3 protein-coding genes and 2 pseudogenes are annotated in these 24,246 nt (G+C 64.6%); all 5 read right to left on the bottom strand.

What is annotated here, in order from left to right; translation table 11 throughout:
- Positions 1–132: 132 nt before the first annotated feature.
- The 5 genes and pseudogenes from QQ25_RS27450 to QQ25_RS27470 all read right to left on the bottom strand — a co-directional run bounded on the left by QQ25_RS27450 (position 133) and on the right by QQ25_RS27470 (position 23,735).
- The gene (locus QQ25_RS27450) at positions 133–807 is read right to left on the bottom strand and encodes a methyltransferase family protein (RefSeq protein WP_039326879.1); all 675 of its coding nucleotides are present in this window, start codon (positions 805–807) and stop codon (positions 133–135) included.
- A gap of 24 nt (positions 808–831) precedes the next feature.
- Positions 832–2,223: a WS/DGAT/MGAT family O-acyltransferase gene (locus QQ25_RS27455; protein WP_082017710.1), complete on the bottom strand. Its 1,392-nt coding sequence runs from the start codon at positions 2,221–2,223 to the stop codon at positions 832–834.
- A 554-nt stretch (positions 2,224–2,777) separates the two neighbouring features.
- Positions 2,778–22,118, bottom strand: a pseudogene (locus QQ25_RS31665) (non-ribosomal peptide synthase/polyketide synthase); the annotation flags it as partial.
- A gap of 78 nt (positions 22,119–22,196) precedes the next feature.
- Positions 22,197–23,459, bottom strand: a pseudogene (locus tag QQ25_RS31680) (condensation domain-containing protein); the annotation flags it as partial.
- Between the two features lie 60 nt (positions 23,460–23,519).
- Positions 23,520–23,735 (bottom strand): MbtH family protein, encoded by a 216-nt coding sequence (locus QQ25_RS27470; RefSeq protein WP_039382223.1) that lies wholly within the window; start codon positions 23,733–23,735, stop codon positions 23,520–23,522.
- Positions 23,736–24,246 lie beyond the last annotated feature (511 nt).

A 24,246-nucleotide genomic window follows, 5' to 3' on the forward strand; every position in this document is an offset into this window, starting at 1 on the left:
TCGGTGCGGTAGTCCTCAAACAGGGTCTGATGTCGGACATGGACGACGGGCAGGACTCTGCCGGAGCCGAGATGCTTCTACCAACGGGCCAGTTCTACGAAAATGCTGCGGTCGGACGATCTACCTCGGTCGTCACCATACGAGTGGCACCAGCCGGTAGTGCACCTTCTGCGTGTACTCCCCATATCCGGCGAGCTGCTGACGAAGCAGCTTCTCTTCGTCTTGGATGCGGAAGGTGTACAGGGTCAGGACGGGGATGAGAACGGCCAGCCCCCACCATGAACCGAGCGCGAGAGGCATTCCCGCCACCATGAGCAGCGCCCCCATGTACATCGGGTGCCGGACGAGCCCGTAGAGGCCGGTAGAGACCAGCGTCTGCTCCGACTCGACGGTGATGTTGGCCGACGCGTAGCTGTTCTGGACGATCGTGAATATCGTGATCACGAGGCCGATCGCGAACATCGCGTTGCCGATCCACGACACTGCGGTGGGCACCGGGGACCAACCGAATCGATGGTCGAGGCCACAGAACACCGGCAGCGCGACGGACAGTACTGCGATGACGCCGACAACCGCCTTCTGCACCGGTCGCGACTCCGCCTTCTTCCCGATGCGCATGCGCCGCTCGACGACCGCCTGGTCCTTCCTCAACAGGTAGACGGTCGAGACAATCGCCATGACCGAGTACACGGTCAGGAAGACCCAGGCTTGCCAATAGTTGAACGTCCCTGCCGGCACAAAAAGCAGTGCGCCCAACGCCACCAGACCCAGAACCGACTGGACAGCCACCCGAAGATTCATGCTCATGTCATCCTCCATGTGTGAACGCGCTCAAAGATGCTTGCCGGACAGCGTGAAATCGTTCAAAGCGTTTGAAAGATCTTGTTGTAAACGCTCATTCGTGTTGGTACGGCCCGGCAGATAGGAATGCGCCGAGATGAAGACCTTTCCGTTCGCTCGTCCGGACAGAAACGACTGCGTTCCGCCGAACCGGTTCAGCATCGCCTCCGTGAGCCCCAGATGGGGCAGAACCTTGACGGCGAACTGGTCGGACTCCGTACCATCGGCCCGGCCGGCGGCCGGGTTGACCACACCGAGGTTGGATGAACCGACCTGGTTGGCCGAACCGACCCGGGAAGTGGCCCCGAGGAACCGCTTGGGCAACAGCGGAATGATGGCGTTCACCGCGTGCTCCTCGTCAGGCACCTCCCCGTGACGAATCAACGCTTGTTTGACCGCGGCCCGAATCTCACGCAGATCCGTCGTCGCACGTTCGGGGTCAACCGTGACGGTCACACTGCTTCTCGCGTTGGCGCGAGTATCACCGTCAGCGCGCACATTGACCGGCATCGTCACGATCACCGAGCCGTCGGGGCCGACGCGTCCCGCACGATGCGCGAGCCGAGCTGCCAATCCCACGAGAAGGGCGTTGCTGGTCCCCCCGAGTGCTTGTGCTCGGGCGTCCCACTCATCGGCGTCGACGAGGACCGTTGTCATCGGGACCGCCATCGATTCGTCGGAACCGGAGACAGGTGCCGTGGCAGTCGGCGAAGGTGCCGCGATGGCATTTCCTGCCGCCTCGCGGCTACGCCGGGCCAACCGCATCGCGGCGACAACGGCACGGCCCACGGCGGGGAGGTCGCGGACGGTTTGGCCGGCATCCTGGAGCACGGACCGCCACCGCCCGCGCGATCCGGCGGCCGGCCAGCTGATCGGATCGTCACGGCCGAGTGCCGCATCCGCCAGTGCCTCGCAAAGCCCGACACCGTCGATGAGGCAATGCGAGACGACCAAACTCACGCCCGCGCCGCCGTCGGTGAACGGGAGCACCGCCAGGTGCCACCCGGGACCGTGCTCGCAATCCAGCGGCGTGTTGACCTGTTCATCGAGCCAGGCCTCGAATTCTTCACGGGGCCGGGCTGTCTCGATGATCTCGAGGTCGGATGAATTGCCGCAGGCTACCCAGCGGTGGCGGCCGAACGACAGCGGCGACCGTTCGATGCCACGGGTTAACCGTCCCCGCCGAAGATGCTCGTGAAACTGTCCGAGCCCTTCGATGTCGACCGGACGTTCATAAACCCAGACACTCTGCAGAAGACTGTTGACTCCTATCGCCAGCCCGAGGTCGAACGTGCGCTGGTCGAGCACATCGAGAACATTGCTCATCTTTGGAACTGCATCCACGTCGAGTTCGCGCGTCTCGTTCTTGTATGTGGTCCGCATTGGCGATCACCGTCCCAAGATCAGCGCTCGACGCTTTCGCGCCACAGCATCGTTACGAACTATTCCGCGTCATTTTCCAAAACAGAGCTGAGTTGTTGTACGTACGTGTTGAGGGATTCGGGAGTGAACATCTCGAAGTGAGTGCAGCCCACCGGTATCACCGTGATCTGACCGGAAACATAAGGTCGCCAACTACGCTCAAGTGCTCGTGCCGCCCGTTGGTTGCGCTGTCGCGCCCACCCCGACCGCGACCTCGCCGCCGAGAACATCACCACATCACCGTCGAAAACCTCGGGTTCGTGATCGAGCAGCAGTAGCTGGCCCGCACTGACACTGCGCGCCATGAATTTCACCAACCGCCGCGACGGAGGACTCGACCCGTGCCGCGCTATGATGTCGGACACCCGCGAATACGTCAGCAACCCGAAATGCACCGGAACCCGAACCTTGTTGGTGCGCAGGATGTAATCCAAAACCCATCCCTCGGCCACCGCACGATTACTCGCAATCTTCCGGGTGATGCGTTTCCAGAACCGGTTCGGATTCAACAATCCATCCAGCAGCACCAGCCGCTGCACCTCGCATCCCCGGCGGGCAAGCTCAACAGCGAGCGCATGCGCGACCACGCCACCGAACGACCAGCCCAAAATCCGATACGGGCCAGTCGGATACAACTCCTGGAGCCGATCGGCGTAGCTGACTGCCATGTCCGGTATCGATGATGCTTCCGACTCACCATCGGCCAGCGCTCGGTTGATCCCGACGATCGGCCCGTCGACGTACTGTCCCAACGCCCGATACGACCAACTCAACCCGAAACCGTCATGCACACAGCACAACGGAACACCGTCGCCAGGTTTGAGAATCTCGATCGGAACCACTTCCTGTGAGCTCTCAGCCTTGCCCACCTGCTGCGCCAGACTGCGCACCGTCGGCGCATCGAACATCACCCGCACCGCCAGCTCCGAATCGAGACTGGCGTTGGCCGCGGCGATCACCCGCATCGCGGAGAGGGAATCCCCACCCAGGTCGAAGAACGAGTCGTCGACTCCGACGCGCTCCAGACCGAGGACTTCGGCGTAAATGCCTGCCAGGATCTCCTCGGTGAGCGTTTCCGGGGCCCGATACCGCCGAGCATCGACATAGTCCGGCACCGGAAATGCGCGACGATCCAACTTCCCGTTGACCGTCAACGGCAAGCTCTCGACCACCACCACGGCTGCCGGCACCATATAGCTCGGCAACCGGCTCGCCAGGGCGGCCCGGATTTCGGTCGGGTCTGCGGTACCGGTGACGTAACCGAACAGACGCTTGTCACCGGGGCGATCTTCCCGAGCGATGACCGCCGCCTGATCCACTCCTTCCAGCCCAGCCATCACCGCTCGGACATCACCCAATTCGACGCGATACCCACGGATCTTGACCTGCTCATCCGCCCGACCCAAATACATCAACTGTCCATCAGCGCCCCAACGCACCAGATCCCCGGTGCGATACATGCGCTGCCCCACGGCAAACGGGCACGCCACAAACCGCGACCCCGTCAACCCACCCCGGCCCACATACCCACTCGCAAGCCCGGAACCGGCCACATACAACTCACCGACCACCCCAGCCGGCACCGGCCGCAACCAACGATCCAACGCAAAGAACGCCGCACCCGGCACCGGCACACCAATCGGCACAACCCCCGAACCAGCAACCAGCGGTGCACTGAACGACGTGTACCACGTCTCCGTCGGCCCATACCCATTGACCATCAACCGACCCGGCGCCCACCGATCCACCAACTCCACCGGACACGCCTCACCAGCCACCACCAACGCCGTCGACTCCAAGCCGTCCGAGGAGAGCGCCGCGGCAGCAGACGGCGTCTGATTCAAGACAGTGACACCCTCGGCAACCAGCAACGCGTGCAACTCATCCGGCGAACCCACCACCGCATCCGGCACCACCACCAAACGCCCACCGCTCAGCAGCGCGCCGAAGATCTCCCACACCGACACGTCGAACGCATACGAGTGCCACTGCGACCACACCCCCGCAGCCGGCAACCCCACATCCAATGAAGTGAGCAACCCGGTGACGTTGCGATGAGGGACCGCAACGCCCTTCGGGACGCCAGTGGTACCTGAGGTGTAGATGACATAGGCGACGCCATCCGGATCCGGCACCGGCAATGCAGTGCTCGCCGCGGTGTCGATCCGCGGGTCCGCGACATCGACGACAGCCACGCCCAAGTCGTCCAATCGCCCGGCCAGCGCGCCAGTGGTCACGGCGGCCACCGGCCGGGCATCCCCAACCACCACCGCGATCCGCGCATCAGGATGCGCCGGGTCCATCGGCAGATACGCCGCCCCTGACTTCAGCACCGCAAGAATCGCAATAACCGCCTCAGCACTGCGATTGAACAACAACGCCACACACTCACCCGGACCAGCACCATGCCGGGCAAGTAGGTGCGCCAATCGATTCGACGCTTCGTCGAGTTCTCGGTACGACATGGACCTGCCGTCGAAGGTCACCGCCGCCGCATCCGGCACCCGGGCCACCTGCTGGGCGAACACCTCCGGAATCGAGCCCGCCACCCTAGCCGGTGCGGTCAGCGCGGCCCGGTTGCCGATCTCGTCGAGACGAACCTGCTCGTCGGCCCCCAACACGTCGATAGACGACAAGCGCTGCGCCGGATCGGCCGTCATCGCCGCCAGAATCCGCTCCAACCGCCCGATCATCGCCTCGATGGTGACCGCGTCAAACACGTCGGTACGGAACTCCACCGAACCACCGATACCAGCCGAGGCGTTCTGCTCGTCGAATCTCTCTCCCAGCGCGAAGACCAGATCCATGCGCGCCGTGTGGGTTTCGGCCATCTGGGGCGCGGCGCGTACCTCACCGTCAGCCGCCTCAGCAGTGACGCCGGCGGGGTTCTGCCATGCCAACATCACCTGAATCAACGGATGATGACTCAAACTCCGCGAGGGGTTCAGCCGCTCCACCAACACCTCAAACGGCACATCCTGATGCTCGTAAGCTGCCAGGCTGCGCTGACGCACCTGCCCGACGACCTCGGCAACGGTCGGATCGGCGGCCAGATCGACCCGCAACACCAACGTGTTGACGAAGAACCCGACCAGCTCATCGAGGGCCGGATCGTTACGGCCGGCAATCGGGAAACCCACCGCCACATCGGAACTGGAACTCAGATTCGACAACAACACCGCCAACGCGGCTTGGACCACCATGAAACTGGTCGCATTGTGATCCCGGGCAACCGCCGCCACCCGCCGCTGCAACCCGGCCGGCCATTCCACTTCGACGACGGCGCCCCGGTGATCGGCCACCGCCGGATACGGCCGGTCGGTCGGCAACTCGAGACGGTCCGGTAACCCTGACAGGGCTTCCTGCCAGTAAGCCAGTTGACCGGCGATACGGCTTGCGGGGTCAGCCAGATCGCCGAGTTGCTCACGCTGCCAGAGTGCGTAGTCCGCGTACTGCACCGGCAGTGCAGACCAATCCGGTACCTGCCCGCCACAGCGGGCTGCATAGGCGACAGTCACGTCTTTGGCGAGCGGGGCGAAGGACCAGGCGTCCCCGGCGATGTGGTGGACCACCGCCACCAGCACATGATCATCGTCGGAAACCTTGAAAAGCGTTGCCCAGATCGGGATCTCGGTTGTCAGATCGAAGGGATGCCGTACCGCCGTGTCGATGGCACCGGCCAGCCGGTCGGCCGGCCAGCCGGCTGCATCAACAACCTGGCAGCCGATATCGGCCTGATCGGCAGGGATCACCAGCTGCCGGGGAACACCGTCGACCGCCGGGAACACCGTGCGCAAAGACTCGTGACGCTCCACCACATCGGCCAACGCCCGGCGCAGCGCGTCGACGTCCAATCCGCTGACCCGATAGATCATCGGCATGTTGTAGATCGGTGACGGACCGTGCAATTGGTCCAGGAACCACAACCGCTGCTGCGCATACGACAACGGCACCACCGCAGGCCGACGCATGGGCACCAGCGGTGCCCGTCCACCCGAATCCGTGGCGATTCGAGGCTCCAGCTGGGCCACTGCGGGCGCGTCGAACACCGCGCGCACCGCCAGATCAGTGCCGAATGCGGCGTTGATCCCATTGATCAGCCGTATGGCGGACAGGGAGTCGCCGCCGAGGTCGAAGAACGAGTCGTCGACGCCGACCCGGTCCATGCCCAGGACTTGAGCGAAGATGCCGGCCAAGATCTCCTCTGAGGGCGTGGTCGGGGCGCGATAGCTGTCAGCATTGCTGTACTCCGGTGCCGGCAACGCACGTCTGTCCAGTTTGCCGTTGACGGTCAACGGTATTGCGTCGACGACGATCACCGCCACAGGCACCATGTAGGTCGGAAGGTGTTCGGCCAGCTGGGCCCGCGCCTTACCATTGTCCACCAACCCGGGCGTCGTCTCGGTGACGTAACCGACGAGTCGCTTCTCGCCTGGTTGATCCTCGCGGGCGATGACGACGGCTTGTTCCACGCCATCCAGATCGGCCAGTGCGACCTGGATCTCGCCGAGTTCGATGCGGTAGCCGCGGATCTTGACCTGCTCATCGGCGCGGCCGAGGTATTGCATCTGCCCATCACTGCCCCAGCGCACCAGATCGCCGGTCCGATACATGCGCGTTCCCACGCCGCCGAACGGGCAAGAGACGAAGCGGGATGCGGTCAACCCGGCTCGACCGACATAGCCGACGCCGACGCCGCGGCCCGCCACGTACAACTCCCCCACAACGCCTGGAGGCACTTCTCGTAGCCAGCGATTCAGAACGAACAACGCGGCCCCGGGCGCCGGGGCACCGATCGGAACAGTGTTGGCAATCCCTGTGTCAGCTGTCAACGGGGCACTGATCGCCGCGTACACCGTGGCTTCGGTGGGTCCATAGGCGTTGATCAGGACACGTCCCGGCGCCCACCGTTGGACCAACTCGGTGGGGCAGGCCTCCCCGGCCACCACCAAGGCGGTGGATTCCAGGCCCTGCGGTGAGAGCATCCCCGCGGCCGACGGTGTTTGACTCAAGACGCTGACCTTCTCGGCCACCAACAAATCGTGCAGATCCTGCGGTGAACGGGCCACCTCCTCGGGCACCACCACCAGCCGTCCGCCGTGCAACAGCGCGCCGAAGATGTCCCACACCGATACGTCGAACACCAACGAATGCCACTGCGACCACACCGTGCCTGGGCCCACCAACGCCGGATCCACTGCTCCGAGGAATTGCGTCACATTCTGATGAGTGATCGCGACGCCTTTCGGGACACCCGTGGTGCCCGACGTATAGATCAGATAGGCGACGTCATCGGCGGCCGGCTCCGACAACGCGGTACTGGGTTGCGTCTCGATCCGGGGGTCAGCGATATCGATGACAGTCAGGTCGTGCCCGTTCAGCCGTGCGCGCAACTCAGCGGTGGTGACCGCCGCGACCGGGCCGGCGTCTCCCAGCATGAACTCGATTCGCGCATCGGGCACCATCGGGTCGATCGGCAGGTACGCGGCCCCCGACTTGAGCACTGCCAGGATCGCGACGATCGCCTCGGCGGAATGGTTGAGCAGCAACGCCACGCACTCACCCGATCCGGCGCCATGGCCAACGAGTAGGTGCGCCAAGCGATTCGACGCCTCATCAAGCTCGCGATAGGTCCACGAACTCCCACCGCACACCACCGCCACCGCATCCGGGTCACGCGCCACCTGCTCGGCGAACACCACAGGAATCGAAACGCCGGTCACCGTTTCGGCCAGCACCGCCCGGTTGCCCCATGCGTCGAGGCGCACGTGATCACCGGGCTCCAGGAGATTCATCGACGACAGGTTCGCTGCGGGATCCGCGGTCAGTGCTTCGACCACCCGTGTCAACCGGTCGATGAAGATCTGGATGGTGGCGGGGTCGAACACGTCGGTGCGGAATTCCACCGCTCCGGTGATGCCGGCCGGCTCACCGGCACTCCAGCGCTCTGCCAACGAGATCATCAGATCCATGCGGGCAGTCTGAGTGTCCGCTTCCAACGGGGTGGCCTGCATACCGCCCAAGGCCGGTTGGGCGGCTTGTTCGTCGTCCTGGCCGGCCAGGTTCTGCCACGCCATCATCACCTGAACCAGCGGATGGTGGGTCAAACTGCGGGCCGGGTTGAGCCGATCGACCACCATCTCGAACGGCACATCCTGGTGCTCATAGGCCGCCAGACTGCGCCGCCGCACCTGCGCCAACAACTCAGCAGCCGTGGGATCCCCGTCGAGTTCTACCCGCAGCACCAGGGTGTTGATGAACACCCCGACCAACTCATCCAACGCCGGATCGCTACGCCCGGCGATCGGGAAGCCCACCGCCACATCCGAATTCCCGCTCAGGCTCGACAACAACACCGCCAACGCGGCCTGCACCACCATGAAGTTGGTGGCGTTGTGCTCAGTCGCTGCGCGCGCGATCTGCCGCTGCAACTCAACCGGCCACTGCATCGCCAGGCTGGCCCCGTGATAGTCGGCCACCGGAGGATAGGGTCGGTCGGTGGGCAGCTCCAGACGCTCCGGCAATCCGGCCAACGCCTGCTCCCAGTACGACAACTGGCCGGCGATCCGACTCTCCGGATCGGCCGGATCACCCAGATACGAGCGCTGCCACAACGTGTAATCCGCGTACTGCACCGGCAACGGAGACCAACCCGGGGATTCACCCGCGCACCGGCTCACATAGGCCAACCCGATATCACGCACCAGCGGACCGATCGACCAGCCATCGCCGGCGATGTGATGGACCACCGCCACCAGGACATGTTCACCCTCGCCGATGCGGAACAGGGTTGCCCGCAAAGGAATCTCGGCGGACAGGTCGAATGTGTACCCAACGGCCGCGCGAATCGCATCATGCAGCCGATCGACGGGCCAGTTCGTGGCGTCAACGACCTGCCAGCCCAGATCGGCCTGCCCCGCCGGCAGCACAACCTGCCGAGGTACACCGTCGACGGCAGGGAACACCGTGCGCAGCGACTCGTGGCGCTCCACCACATCGGCCAGCGCCACACCGAGCGCATCGATATCCAACCCGCCGGTGATCCGATACGCGGTCGGCATGTTGTAGATCGGCGACGGGCCCTCAAGCTGGTCGAGGAACCACAACCGCTGCTGGGCATACGACAACGGCAGGACATCCGGCCGAGGCTGAGCCAGCAGCGGTTCACGCCGACCCGAACCCTCACCGGCACGCGTCGCCAGCTGCGCCACCGTCGGCGTCTCGAACACCGCCCGGACCGCAAGGTCGGTATCCAGACTGGCGTTGACCGAATTGATCAACCGCATCGCCGAAAGGGAGTCACCGCCCAGATCGAAGAACGAATCATCGGCCCCGACCCGCTCCAACCCGAGCACCTGGGCATAGATCCCGGCCAGCACCTCCTCCACCGGAGTCGCCGGAGCACGATATTCCTGACCGTTGACGTAGTCCGGGGCAGGCAGGGCGCGCTTGTCGAGTTTCCCGTTCACCGTCAGCGGCAACGCATCGAGCGCCACTACAGCCGCGGGCACCATGTAACCGGGCAACCGGTCCGACAGGGCGGCACGCACAACAGCCGGATCCGCGGAGCCGGTGATGTAGCCGACGAGACGCTTGTCACCGGGGCGATCCTCCCGGGCGATGACCTCGGCTTGTCTCACCCCATCGACATCAGCCAGGGCAGACTGGATTTCGCCGAGTTCGATGCGGTACCCGCGGATCTTGACCTGCTCATCAGCACGCCCCAGGTACCGCAACTGGCCGTCAGGACCCCACGACGCCAGATCGCCGGTCCGATACATCCTCGTCCCCGCACCACCGAACGGGCAGGCGACAAACCGCGTCGCACTCAACCCACCACGACGCCAGTATCCGTATCCGAGTCCGGCGCCCACCACATACAACTCGCTCACCACACCAGCCGGCACCGGTTGTAACGACGAATCTAGTACGAAAAAGCCCAGGTGCCCGAGCGGAACGCCAATAGGGCTGACGGTGTCTTCAGCATCGTCGACCACGATCTCCCGGAACGAGGCATGCACGGTCGTCTCGGTGATCCCATACATGTTGATCAATCGCGTCGAACTCGAATGTCCTTCCAACCACGGCCGAAGGCGCTGTGGCTCAAGGGCTTCCCCACCGAAGACCACCGTTTCCAGCTTCAACTGATGGCCCAGTTCAGGTTGCAGCGCATCAGCCGACTGCAATGCATAGAACGCCGACGGCGTCTGACTCAGCACCGTCACCTGCTCGGCCACCAACAAACCGAGCAGTTCCTCCGGAGATCGTGTCACCGACTCCGACACCACCACCAACCGGCCACCGAACAGCAACGCCCCCCAGATCTCCCACACCGAATAGTCAAAAGCCAACGAATGGCACTGCGTCCACACCTGCCCCGCCAGACCCAACTCGGCATCCAACGTCGCCAGCAACCGATCCACATTCCGATGGCTGATCGCCACGCCTTTCGGCTGACCCGTCGTGCCGGAGGTGTAGATCAAATACGCCACGTCATCGGGAACCGGCCCTTGCAGTGCGGTACTCGGTTGCGCCTCGATCGCGGCATCGGCAACGTCGACGACGGTCAGGCCGATCCCATCCAAGCGAGCGCGCAATTCAGCGGTGGTCACCGCGACAACAGGTGCCGCATCGCCGAGCATGAACCGGATCCGCGCATCAGGATGCATCGGATCGACCGGCACATACGCCGCCCCCGACTTCAGCGCGGCCAAGATCGCGACGATCGCCTCGACCGACCGAGGCACCAGCACCGCCACGCACTCACCCCGGGCTGCGCCGTAGCCAACCAGCCAGTGCGCCAACCTGTTCGACGCCTCATCGAGCTCGCGGTACGTCATCGAGCGGCCATCGAAACTCACCGCAACCGCCTCGGGCGCACGAGCCACCTGGGCAGCGAAGAGGCCCGGTATCGATTCCACCGGAACCGCCGCCTCGGTCAACACCTGCCGGTTGCCGACATCGTCGAGGCGAGCGTGCTCGAGGACATCGAGCACATCGATCGATGACAGCCGCCGCGCCGGATCCGCGGTCAGCGCCTCAGCGACGCGGGTCAACCTCTGTATCAAGGTTTCGATGCTGGCCGCGTCGAACACATCGGTGCGGAACTCCACGGTGCCGCCGATCCCGGCCGGCTCGCCGGCATCATCCCACCGTTCGGCCAACGAGAACGTCAGATCCATCCGGGCCACGTGGGTGTCGACCGTCAGCGGACTGACCTGTGCGTCCCCCAGCATCGCCTCGGTTGCGGCGTCGGCGGTGAAGTTCTGCCAGGCCAACGCCACCTGGACCAGCGGATGATGGGACAGCGATCGGGTCGGCTTGAGCCGGTCCACCAACACCTCGAACGGCACATCCTGGTGCTCGAGTGTGGCCAGGCTGCGCTGACGCACCTGAGTCAACAGTTCGGCAACGGTGGGGTCGCCGGCCAGATCCGTACGCAACACCAACGTGTTGACGAAGAACCCCACCACCCGATCCAGCGCGGCATCACCACGGCCTGCGATCGGAACACCCACCGCTACATCCGAACTCGCGCTCAGCTTCGACAACAGCATCGTCAGCGCGGCTTGCACCACCATGTATGTCGTTGCGTGGTGTTCCCGCGCGACTTCGCGCATCCGCTTGTGCAGTTCGGCCGGCAATGACACAGCCAGGCTGGCACCACGGTGGTCGGCCACCGGGGGGTAGGGGCGGTCAGTCGGTAGTTCCAGGCGTTCGGGTAGCCCGGCCAACGCCTGTTCCCAGTACGCCACCTGCCCGGAGATGCGGCTGTCGGGATCGCCCAGATCACCCAGATGCGCGCGCTGCCACAACGTGTAATCCGCGTACTGCACCGGCAGCGGTGCCCAGTCCGGCGCTCGTCCCGCAGACCGGCCGGCATACGCCAACTGCAGGTCGCCGATCAACGGGGCTACCGACCAGCCGTCGGCAGCGATGTGGTGCACCACCGCCACCAGCACGTGCTCATCTCCGGACAACCGCAAAAGTGTTGCTCGCAAAGGAATCTCGCGGCTCAGATCGAAGGCTTGCCCGGCCATCGCTCCGATGGCCTCGTGCAGTTCGGTGGCCGACCAGCCGCCGGCATCGATCACTCGCCATCCGCAGTCGGCCTCCTCGGCCGGCATCACCACCTGCTCCGGAACTCCCCCGACCGACCGGAACACCGTGCGCAAGGACTCGTGCCGCTCGACCACATCGGTCAGAGCCTGTCCCAGCGCGTCCGTGTCCAGGCGCCCGGTGACTCGCAACGCGACCGCCATGTTGTAGATCGGCGACGGGCCCTCCAACTGGTCGAGGAACCACAACCGCTGCTGGGCGTACGACAGCGGAAGGACATCCGGCCGCTGTTGAGCCACCAATGGCTCACGGCGGCCCGAACTCTCACCGGCGCGTGCAGCCAGGCCCGCGACCGTCGGTGTCTCGAACACCGCTCGCACCGCGAAATCAGCGTCCAGGCTGGCGTTGACCGCATTGATCAAGCGCGTCGCCGACAGCGAATCCCCGCCGAGATCGAAGAACGAATCGTCCACCCCGACCCGATCCAACCCCAACACCTGGGCATAGATCCCGGCCAGCACCTCCTCCACAGGAGTCGACGGAGCACGAAAACCCTCACCATTGACGTAGTCCGGGGCGGGCAGAGCCCGCCTGTCGAGCTTGCCGTTCACCGTCAGCGGCAGCGCATCGAGCACCACGATCGCGGTGGGCACCATGTAACCGGGCAACCGCTCCGACAACGCGGCACGAGCGATGGCCGGGTCCGCAGAACCGGTGATGTAGCCGACCAGGCGCTTGTCGCCGGGCCGATCCTCCCGGGCGATCACCGCCGCCTCGCGTACCCCGTCGACCTCGGCCAAAGCGGTTTGAATCTCACCTAATTCGATGCGGTAGCCGCGGATCTTGACCTGCTCATCAGCACGCCCCAGATACCGCAACTGTCCATCGGCGCCCCAGGACGCCAAGTCCCCGGTCCGATACATCCGCGCGCCGCCACCCCCGAAGGGGCACGCCACGAACCGCGACGCAGTCAACCCACCCCGGTGCCAGTACCCGCATCCCAACCCGGCGCCCACCACATACAACTCACCGACCGCACCCACCGGCACCGGCTGCAACGTCACATCCAGGACGAAGAACCCGAGATGGGCCAAGGGAAGGCCGATCGGGCTGACACTGCCCTCAGCGTCCCCGCTGACGATCTCTCGGAACGAGGCATGCACCGTCGTCTCGGTGATCCCGTACATGTTGATCAACCGCGGCGAGCCGGGGTGACGGTCCAGCCAGGCGCGAAGACGCTGCGGCTCAAGCGCTTCCCCACCGAAGACCACGGTGTCCAACTTCAGCTGACGGCCCAACTCAGGCTGCCGTGCATCCACGGCCTGCAGTGCATAGAACGCCGACGGCGTCTGGCTGAAGATGGTGACCTGCTCGGTAGCCAGTAAGGCATGCAGCTCCTCCGGAGCCCGCGTCACCGCTTCGGGCACCACCAGAACCCGCCCGCCGAACAGCAACGCCCCCCAGATCTCCCACACCGAATAGTCGAACGCCAACGAATGGCACTGCGTCCACACCTGACCCGCCAGGCCCAACTCCGCATCCAGTGTGTCCAACAGCTGGACCACGTTCCGATGGGTGATCGCCACGCCCTTGGGCTGGCCCGTCGTCCCTGACGTGTAGATCAAATACGCGACGTCATCAGCCGTCGGCGGCGACAGGCTTTCGCTCTGGCCGGCCCACTGGCCCAGATCATTGAAATCGATGACCGCGAGATCACACCCGGCGAATCGGGCCTTCAGTTCCGTAGTCGTGACCGCCACAACGGGTTCGGCATCACCGAGCATGAACTGAATCCGCGCATCCGGATGCATCGGATCGACCGGAAGATACGCCGCTCCGGACTTCAACACGGCGACAATGGAAACAATCGCCTCAACGGAGCGAGGAAAGAGCAACGCCACCCGTTGGCCTGGGCCGACGCCCAGGCTGACCAACCAGTGCGCCAACCGATTCGACGCCTCATCCAACTCCGCGTATGTCATCGAGCGACCGTTGAACGTCACCGCCGGCGCCTCGGGCACCCGAGCCACCTGAGCGGCGAGCAACTCCGGAATCGACGCCGACACCGACGACGAACCGGTCAGCGCAGCGCGGTTGCCCCACGCGAACAGTTCAGCGTGCTCGTCCTCATCCAAGAAGTCCATCGACGACAGCCGCCGACTCAGGTCGGCCGTCACGACGACGCCTCCGCCTCAGCCGTGATCGCCATCAATACCTTTCGCAACCGATCGATCAACCGCACGACAGTGGCCTCGTCATAAACATCGGTGCGAAACTCAACGGTCCCCCCAATCCCGGCCGGCTCGCCGGTCTCTGTCCAACGTTCACCCAGCGCAAAGGTCAGATCAGTACGGGCAGTGTGGGTCTGGGCAGGCAGCGGGGTCACCCGGACATCGCCCAGCGTGAGGCCACCGGCAGCATCTGCGCTGTGCTGCCAGGCCAGGTTCTGCCAAGACAACAGCACCTGCACGAGCGGGTGATGGGTCAGGCTGCGGGTGGGGTTGAGTCGATCCACCACGACCTCGAACGGCACATCCTGATGCTCAAAGGCCGCCAAGCCGCGCTGACGCACTTGCTCCAGCAGTTCACCGATTGTCGGATCTCCGGCGAAGTCGACGCGGAGCACCAATGTGTTGACAAAGAACCCCACCAAGTTGTCGAGCGCGGGATCATTGCGGCCCGCAATCGTTATGCCCACCGCCACATCCGAACTCGCACTGAGCTTCGACAGCAGTAGCGCCAACGCGGCCTGCACCACCATGAAACTGGTGGCATTCTGCTCGCGGGCCACGCGCGCGATCCGCTGCTGGAGTTCAGCGGGCCACTCCACCACCAAGCTGGCTCCCCGGTAGTCGGCCACCGGTGGATATGGTCGATCTGTCGGCAACTCCAACCGCTCCGGCAGGCCCGCCAAAGCCTGCTCCCAGTACGCCAACTGACCGGAAATCCGACTATCCGGATCGGCCAGATCACCCAGATACCCCCGCTGCCACAGCGTGTAATCCACATACTGCACCGGCAACGGCAGCCACTCCGGCGGCCTCCCCGCAGACCTGGCGGCATACGCCGCGCCCAGATCTGCCACCAAGGGGGTGACCGACCAGCCGTCGGCAGCAATGTGGTGCACGACTGCGACCAGCACATGCTCACCTTCCGCGACGCGGAAAAGCGTCGCCCTCAACGGCAATTCAGTCGACAGGTCAAATGAGTGACGTGCGACTGCGCCGGCAGCCTCCACCAACCGGTCCGCCGTCCAGCCCGCTGCGTCCACGACCTCCCAGGACGGACGGGCATTCTCGGCCGGCACCACGGATTGCTGCGGCATCTCCCCGGCCAGAGTGAACAGGGTGCGCAGACTCTCATGGCGGCCCACCACATCTGCCAGCGACTGTCCGAGCGCGGCAGCGTCGAGGTCTCCGGTGAGGCGCAGCCCGACGGCCAGGTTGTAAACCGGTGACGGACCGTTCAATTGGTCGAAGAACCACAACCGCTGCTGGGCATAAGACAAGGGAACCGTCTGCGGGCGAGGCATCACCTGCAGCGGTGGACGCGCCGCGTCATCCTGTTGACGGTCCAGGCAGGCAGCCAACCGGCCGACGGTGGGCGTATCGAACAGATACCGGACCGGCACGTCCTTGCCGAGCGCCGACTGGAGCCGCGCGCTCACCCGGATGGCGATCAACGAATCCCCGCCCAGGGCGAAGAAGTCGTCGTCGAGGCCAACCCGATCCAGACCGAGCACCTCGGCGAAGACCTCGGCGACAGTCTTTTCCGTCGGTGTCTGCGGTGACCGGAACGAGGCGGCCACGAACACCGGCTCGGGCAGGGCCCGGCGGTCGATCTTGCCCGAAGAAGTCAGTGGGAACTCGTCGACGACCACGATCTGACTCGGCACCATGTATTCCGGCAGCCGAGAGGCCAGCCACTGACGAACTTCGCTGACCTTGCTGTTGGTGTCAGGGTCATTCGCGTGGGTGCTGCGCTCACGCGACCCGTCTGGCAGATAGAGATCGGTCAGGACCGGGATCTCTGCCGCTGCGGTGGCTTCGAGGAAGACCGCGTCGACGGTGCCGGGCTGCGAACCCCACGTGACGGCAACGTGATAGCCGGCGGCCTCGCCGAGCCGGTACAGCAATTCGGGTGTCACGGCATCCGAGGGCCCGTCGGCGGCCTTCGCCTGTGCCACGGCTTCAGACACTGAGCGTCCGTCGGCAAGGGCTTGTTCGATGACAACATCACCGATCACACCCGCCCGCGGGATCGCGCTGACCCGCACCGTCGACGGACGCTGAGCCGTCAACTCGGCGTGCAACCCGCTCAGGCCCGCGCAATCCGCCCACTCCCAGGTGAGTGCTTCCGCAAGCGACCGGACCTCGGATGCTGACTTGTAAATGACGACGTCGTAGCGGTAACGGGTCAGCTCATTGTCGGCTTCACCGCGCTTGACCTGGATCCCGATGCCTCCCACCTCCGGGTGGTCGGTCGCCCAGCTGGTGAAGAACTCCGGCGCCAAGAGCAACTCCGGCTCTCCGAGGACGGCGCGCTGCACTCGCTGGCGGATATCGTCGGTCTCGGCACCCGATCCACTGCGGGCCAACGCGATACCGGTCTGGAAGGCGCCTTGCAGGCTGTGATTGCGCACATCACCGACGAACAGTCTCCCCTCTGGGGCCAACAGCCCCATGGCGTTGTCGATGACCTCCGTCAGGTACGCCGCGTTGGGGAAGTACTGGATGACCGAGTTGACGATGATCGTGTCGAAGTATCCGTCCGGCAGCCCCTCGACCACATCGGCGGGCTGTACCCGCAACCGAACGCGGTCCCCCCACGGTTGTCCGGCCACCGCTGATTCCAGCGTGCGGATGGTCGGCGCGGAAAAGTCTGTGCCCCAATACTCCACGCAGTTCGGGGCGATCTCGGCAAGCACGAGACCCGAACCCACACCGAGCTCGAGTACCCGCTGAGGCCGCAGCGCCATGATTCGATCGACCGCACCCGAGCGCCATTCACGCATCTGGTCGATCGGGATCGGATCCCCGGTGTAGCTGCTGTTCCAGCCACGGAAGTCGCTGCCGAACTCCACCACTTCGAGGTCGGCGTCGTACAGCTCGTCGTAGACGTGCTGCCACTGATCGACAACCTCGGCATCTTTATCGGCACTGCTGGTCCGCTCCAGCGCAACATAGGCGACCAGGTGATCGGTGGCATCACGGTGGTAGACGGTGGCAGCGGCACGCGCGACCGGTGGGCAGGCGAGCAACGTGTTCTCGATCTCGCCCAACTCAAGACGCTGCCCGCGCAATTTCACCTGCGCATCAGCACGACCGAGATACTCCAGCGCGCCGTCGGAGTTCCATCGCACCAGATCACCCGTGCGATACAGGCGCGTCCCCGGAGCACCAAAAGGATTGGCCACAAACCGATCCGCGGTCAGATCCGGTCGGCCCACATAACCCCGCGCCAACACCGGACCAGCCACGTACAACTCGCCCACCACACCAACCGGAACCGGGTTGAGCCGCACATCCAACACCAATGCACACGTGCCGGGCACAGGAGCACCGATACGCACCGGCTCGCCGGCCGACAACGCACTCCACGTCGCCCAGATCGTCACCTCAGTCGGGCCATACGCATTGAACATCCGCCGACCAGGGGCCCATGCCGCCACCAACTCCGCCGGACATGCCTCACCACCGGTGATCAAGGTGGTCAATCCGCCCAACCGGGTACGGTCGAGCGTCGCCACCACCGACGGTGTGATCAACGCCGCTTCGACCTGTTGTTCGTCGATCACTGCCGTGAGCGCTTCACCCGCATAGGAATCCGGCGGAGCCACCACCAACGCCGCCCCCGACGCCACCGCCCACAACCACTCGAACACCGAGGCATCGAACGTCGGCGCGGCCACCATCAGCACGCGCGCACCCGCACCCACCCCGAACAACTCACGAGTGGCCGCAGCGACACCCAACACACCAGCATGGCTGATCGCCACACCCTTCGGCGTACCCGTCGATCCCGACGTGAAGATCACGTACGCCGCATCATCAACAGCCAACGGGGACAACCGGTCAGCATCGGTTATCGGTTCCGCAGAAGCTGCCGACAGGTCCAGTGCGTCCATGTCGATGACTGTGCGCGTCCCGACTCCTGCTCCGAGGTCTTCGCCCCGGGTCAGCACACACACCGCTTCGGAGGCATCGAGCACGGTGCCGATCCGCTCGGCCGGGTGCGCCCGGTCCACCGGCACGTACACCCCGCCGGCCTTGAGCACCGCCCACCACGCGATCACCAACTCAGCGGACCGGCCCATCGCCACACCGACCGCGCGCTCAGGGCCCACCCCCGCGCCGATCAGCACCCGCGCCAACCGGTTGGAGGCTTCGTCGAGCTGCCGGTAGGTGAACTCCCGTGGGTCGTCCACCACCGCCAGACCGTCCGGATCGGCGGCCACCGCAGCCGTCAACAGCTCTGGAGCCAGCCCCACCTGCGCAGCGACTCCGACGCCAGACCACTTGTTCAACACCAGATCTCGCTCGTCGGTGTCGAGCAGAGCCACCTCGCCCACCGTCACCGTCGAGTCGGCAACCACAGCCTCGACCATCCGGTCGAACCAACCCACCAAGCGTTCGATGGTGGACCGGTCGAACAAGTCCGTGGCGTAGGTCAACACGCCGGCGGCCATCGGTGCGCCCGAGTGCTCGTCGGGCACCTCCCTGATGTCGACATCGAGATCGAACTTGGCGGTGCGGGTGACCATCGACATCGGCTCGATGCCCGCACCCTCCAAGGCCACCTCGGGGCGCACGTTGTTCTGGAAGACCAGGGCGACCTGGAACAGCGGATGGTGCGAGGTGGAGCGCGTCGGGTTGAGTTGCTCGACCAGCAACTCGAACGGCACGTCCTGATTCGTGTATCCGTCCAGCGCCTTCTGGCGGACCTGATCGAGCACGTCGCTGAACCTCTGCTGAGAGTTCAACCCGACCCGCAGAACCCAGGTGTTGACGAAGAATCCGACCAATTCCTGCAGGGCCTGATCGTTGCGCCCGGCGATCGGCGTCCCCAGCGCGACGTCCTCACCGACCCCGGCCCGGTGCAGCACGACAGACATGACAGCCTGCAACACCATGGACGTGGTGACGTTGTGATGCGCGGCAACCGCTTTGATTCCTGCCCAGGTTTGGGAATCGATGCGCAGCTCGACCCCGTCGCCGCGATAGCTGGGCACTGGCGGACGCGGACGATCGGTGGGAAGCGACACCACCTCGGGCAGACCCGCCAGCTCCTTCCGCCAGTAAGACAGCTGCTCGGCGATTCGACTGCCCGGATCTTCCAGGTCTCCCAGATGTTCACGTTGCCACAGCGAGTAATCGGCGTATTGGACGGGCAGCGCTGACCAGTCAGGAACCTGCCCGGCGCATCGGGCCGCGTAGGCGATCCCGACATCCTTGACCATCGGTGCCATCGACCAGCCGTCGAAGGCGATGTGGTGCAGGACGATTCCGAGGACGTACTGCTCGGGCGCCACGGCGTAGATCTGCGCGCGGATGGGGATCTCGGTCGCCAGGTCGAACCGATACCCCGCCAGCGCGATCAACTCGCTCATGACAGCGTCTTCTTCGTCCTCTGGAACCTGCACCACTGCGGGACCGCCGCGCCGCCACATGCCCTCCTGCGCCGGCATCACCTTCTGCGACGGCACGCCATCGACGTCAGGGAATACCGTGCGCAGCGATTCATGCCGCGCGATGACGTCGTCAAGGGCTGATCCCAGAGCTTCGACGTCCACCGCACCATTGATCCGGAACCCGATCGGCATGTTGTAGGTGGCGACCCCGCCCTCGAACCGGTTGAGGAACCACAGCCGCTGTTGCGCATAGGACAACGGGATGACGGCTGGACGCTGCTGCGGGATCAGCGGCCGGCGTCCACTCGTACCCGAGCCCACACGGGAGGCGAGTTGGGCGACCGTGGGTGCGTCGAAGAGGGTGCGCACCGCAAGGTCGACATCAAGTCGGCTGTTGACGGCGGCGAGCAATCTCATGGCCGACAGCGAGTCGCCGCCGAGGTCGAAGAAGGAGTCATCGATACCAACGCGTTCCAAGCCGAGGACGTCGGCATAGATGCCGGCCAGAATCTCCTCGGTGGCAGTGCTCGGCGCCCGGTAGTGGTCGATGTCGGTGTATTCGGGTGCGGGCAGGGCGCGTTTGTCGAGCTTGCCGTTGACCGTCAACGGCAGCGCATCCAGCACCACGACCGCGGCGGGCACCATGTACGCCGGCAACCGCTGCGCCAGCGCTGCCCGCACATCTGCCGGGTCAGCCGTGCCGGTGACATAGCCGACGAGACGCTTGTCACCCGGACGGTCCTCCCGAACGATCACCACCGCCTGATCGACACCATCCAGATCAGCCAAAGCTGTTTGAATTTCACCCAATTCGATGCGATAACCACGAATCTTGACCTGCTCATCAGCACGCCCGACATACCGCAACTGCCCATCCGGACCCCACGACACCAGATCCCCGGTCCGATACATCCGGGCACCCACCCCGCCGAACGGACAGGCCACAAACCGAGACGCACTCAATCCCGCGCGCCGCACATAACCCAACCCGACACCACGACCGGCCACATACAACTCACCCACCACACCCGCAGGCACCGGACGCAACCACCGATCCAACACGAACAACGCCGCACCCGGCACCGGCACACCGATCGGCACCACACCCGACCCGACCTGTAACGGGGCCGGCCACATACAACTCACCCACCACACCCGCAGGCACCGGACGCAACCACCGATCCAACACGAACAACGCCGCACCCGGCACCGGCACACCGATCGGCACCACACCCGACCCGACCTGTAACGGGGCGCTGATCGTGGCATACACCGTCGTCTCCGTCGGACCGTAACCATTGATCATCACCCGACCCGACGCCCAACGATCCACCACCTCGGCAGGACACGGCTCAGCAGCCACCATCAACGCCGACACCGAACCCAACGCCTGCGGATCCAACATGCCTATCGCAGAAGGAGTTTGACTCAGAACCGTCACACCCTCGCCAACAACCAACCCCTGCAAGTCCTGCGGTGAGCGGGTGGTCTGCTCGGGCACCACCACCAGCCGCCCGCCGTGCAGCAACGCGCCCCAGATCTCCCACACCGAATAATCGAACGCCAGCGACGAACATTGGGCCCACACCTGCCGCGGCCCCATCTCGACACCGACATCCATCCCATCGAACAACCGCGTCACATTCTGATGAGTGACCGCAACACCTTTGGGAACACCCGTCGTCCCGGACGTGTAGATGATGTGCGCGATGTCCTCCGGCGCCGGCACCGGCAACGGGGCCGTCGACTGCACATCAATGCGCGGATCAGCCAGGTCGATGACTGCCACGCCAAATCCGGCCAGGCGATCCATCAACTCGGTGGTCGTGATCACCGCCACCGGAGCCGCGTCACCGAGCATGAACTCCACCCGAGCATCCGGCACCACCGGATCAATCGGCAGATACGCCGCACCCGACTTCAACACACCCAGAATCGCCACAACCGCATCAGCCGAACGACCGGTCATCAGGCCCACACACTCGCCGGCACCGGCGCCCTCAGCCATCAGCAAGTGCGCCAACCGGTTCGACGCCTCATCCAACTCCCGGTACGACATCGAACGGCCGTCAAAACAGACCGCCGCCGCATCCGGAGCAAGCCCAACCTGCGCGAGAAACGCCTCCGGAATCGAAGACTCCACCACCGACCCGGTCAACACCGCTCGATGACCCACCTCATCCAGCCGCGCACGATCAGCCGCATCGAGCACATCCACGGACGCCACGAGCTCAGTGGGATCAGCGACCATGCCGGCCAGTACGCGCTCCAACCGCGCCGCGAGGTCAGCGACGTCGAAATCGGAGAACGGCTGACCGGTTCCCATGGTGCTGAGCAGCAGCTGATCGCCCGAGCTGGAGAAGATCAGCCCGAACCCACCGACCACGCCGGCGTTGGTCAGCGAAGCCGATGCGGGCACTCCACCGAAGTCCAACGTGAATGTCGAGGGGAGGAAGTTCACGCTCACCCGATTGGCCATCTGGCCCGCGGCGTGCGGATTGACCTTGCGCTCAAGCGCATGCACCGGAAACCGCTGATGCAGCACGGCTTCTTGTATGCGAGCCTCGACATGGTCGACGAAATCGGCGATCGAAGTTGTCGGTGCGGCCGTCAATACCAGCGGTACGACGCCCGCGACCATCCCCGGAAGGGTCCGTGATTCGGGACGTACACGTCGGCTGACGGGGAAGTCGAGCACCACATCTGAGCCGTCTGCACACCAGCCACGCACCAGAAGTGCGCACGCGGCTGTGATGATCGAGGAGCGGGGAACGTTCTTCGAGTCGGCGAACTGATCGAGCCGGCGGAGCAGCCCTGAATCCAATTGCACTGGGGCCGAGGGCCAATGAGCGTCAGCTTTGTCGACAACTTCGGCGGACTCAAAGCGCGGGCCACCGTCCGGTGGAAGATGCTCACGCCAGTACGCCTGGTCCTCGAGATACTCGCCGGACGCTTCGTATTCCGACTCGCAGTCGATCAGATCGGACAGCGAACCGAAGATGGGGGGTGGTATCGGCGCACCGGTGACGAGTGCGGAGTACACCGAGGCGAGCCGCGACCCGACGAGAGCGATACCCGTTCCGTCCAAGACGATGTGGTGACAGCACGCGATCAGGAAGTGCTCGTCGGCACGAGTTTTGAAGAGTGCGCACTTGAACAGCGGTCCTGTCATCGACATGGGCGTGCGCTGGATTGCCGCCGCCATGTCCCGGGCGTCTTGCTCCGGATCGGCTGCGCCGGTCAGGTCATGGAACGCCAGCTCAACATTCGGATACTCGACCGTCCTCTGGAAAACCTGTCCATCCGCTTCGAAGAACGTGGCCCGCATCGGTTCGGCCTCGCGGACCACCCGGGAGACCGCCCACTCAAGGGCATCGCGGTCTACCTCACCTGCGATTCGGACGAACAAGCCGAGTTGCCACTCCGTACCGGAAGAACCGACGTCTTGCGCAAGCCATATGTCGAGCTGTGCGCGCGTTACTGGCAGCGCCTGTTCAACATGCTGCATCGAACTCTCCCACCACGAAAAGAAATGCGAACCCCCCGGCCCTGTGATTGATCGGGACCCCTAGCTCTGCGCCAATCTGTCGCGCAGGCTCTTGGGTCGGATGTCCGGCCAGTTCTGCTCGATGTAGTCCAGACACGCAGCGCGGTCAGCTTCGCCGAACACCACCTTCCAGCCGGCAGGAACATCCGCGAAGGTCGGCCACAGACTGTGTTGCTCCTCATCGTTGATCAAAACGAGAAAGCTGCCGTTTTCATCGTCAAACGGGTTGATGCTCACCCTGGTCCTCCCCATCGTCGAGTGGGCCAGGAAAAACGCTCGCGAATCCGCCGCGAGGCGTCCAGCCTCGCACCCGTCCTCACGATGCCTGTTTCTTCTCGACTCACTCCAGCTATGACGTGTCTAGTTGCAGAGCGCCAGCATATCCAGATCTTCTTGACGGGGGTGCAGAAATTAGCGATCCACGAATAATCTGTTGCTGAGCGGAGGGTATTCGACCACTTACTCGACGCATCAGTGACTATCGAGCAAATAGTCGATACATCCGTCGTGAGGAACTGCCCTCGCGCCATTCAGTACCTTCAGCCGCTGCGGGGAAGCGGAGATCCTGACCCTCGACTTCGGCAGGCGCGGTGCGCCGGCGTTGTCGCCAATGGCAGCACCTCGATGGTCGGCCGGCGGAGATGAGTGAAGTTCGTTCCGCCCGAGTGGCGTGGGCGTGAAGCACGGACGCGGGATCCTCTCGGCGAACACTACGCACGCGGCACGCTCAGCGAGATCTCCCCTCGCC

Origin of the sequence: Mycolicibacterium setense (genome assembly GCF_000805385.1) — a bacterium.
GTDB classification, from domain to species: Bacteria; Actinomycetota; Actinomycetes; order Mycobacteriales; family Mycobacteriaceae; genus Mycobacterium; species Mycobacterium setense.

What these genes read in the sequence shown, in the direction of transcription:
- QQ25_RS27450 (WP_039326879.1), bottom strand. Translation starts at nt 807, where the DNA reads ATGAGCATGAATCTTCGGGTGGCTGTCCAGTCGGTTCTGGGTCTGGTG.
- QQ25_RS27455 (WP_082017710.1), bottom strand. Translation starts at nt 2,223, where the DNA reads ATGCGGACCACATACAAGAACGAGACGCGCGAACTCGACGTGGATGCA.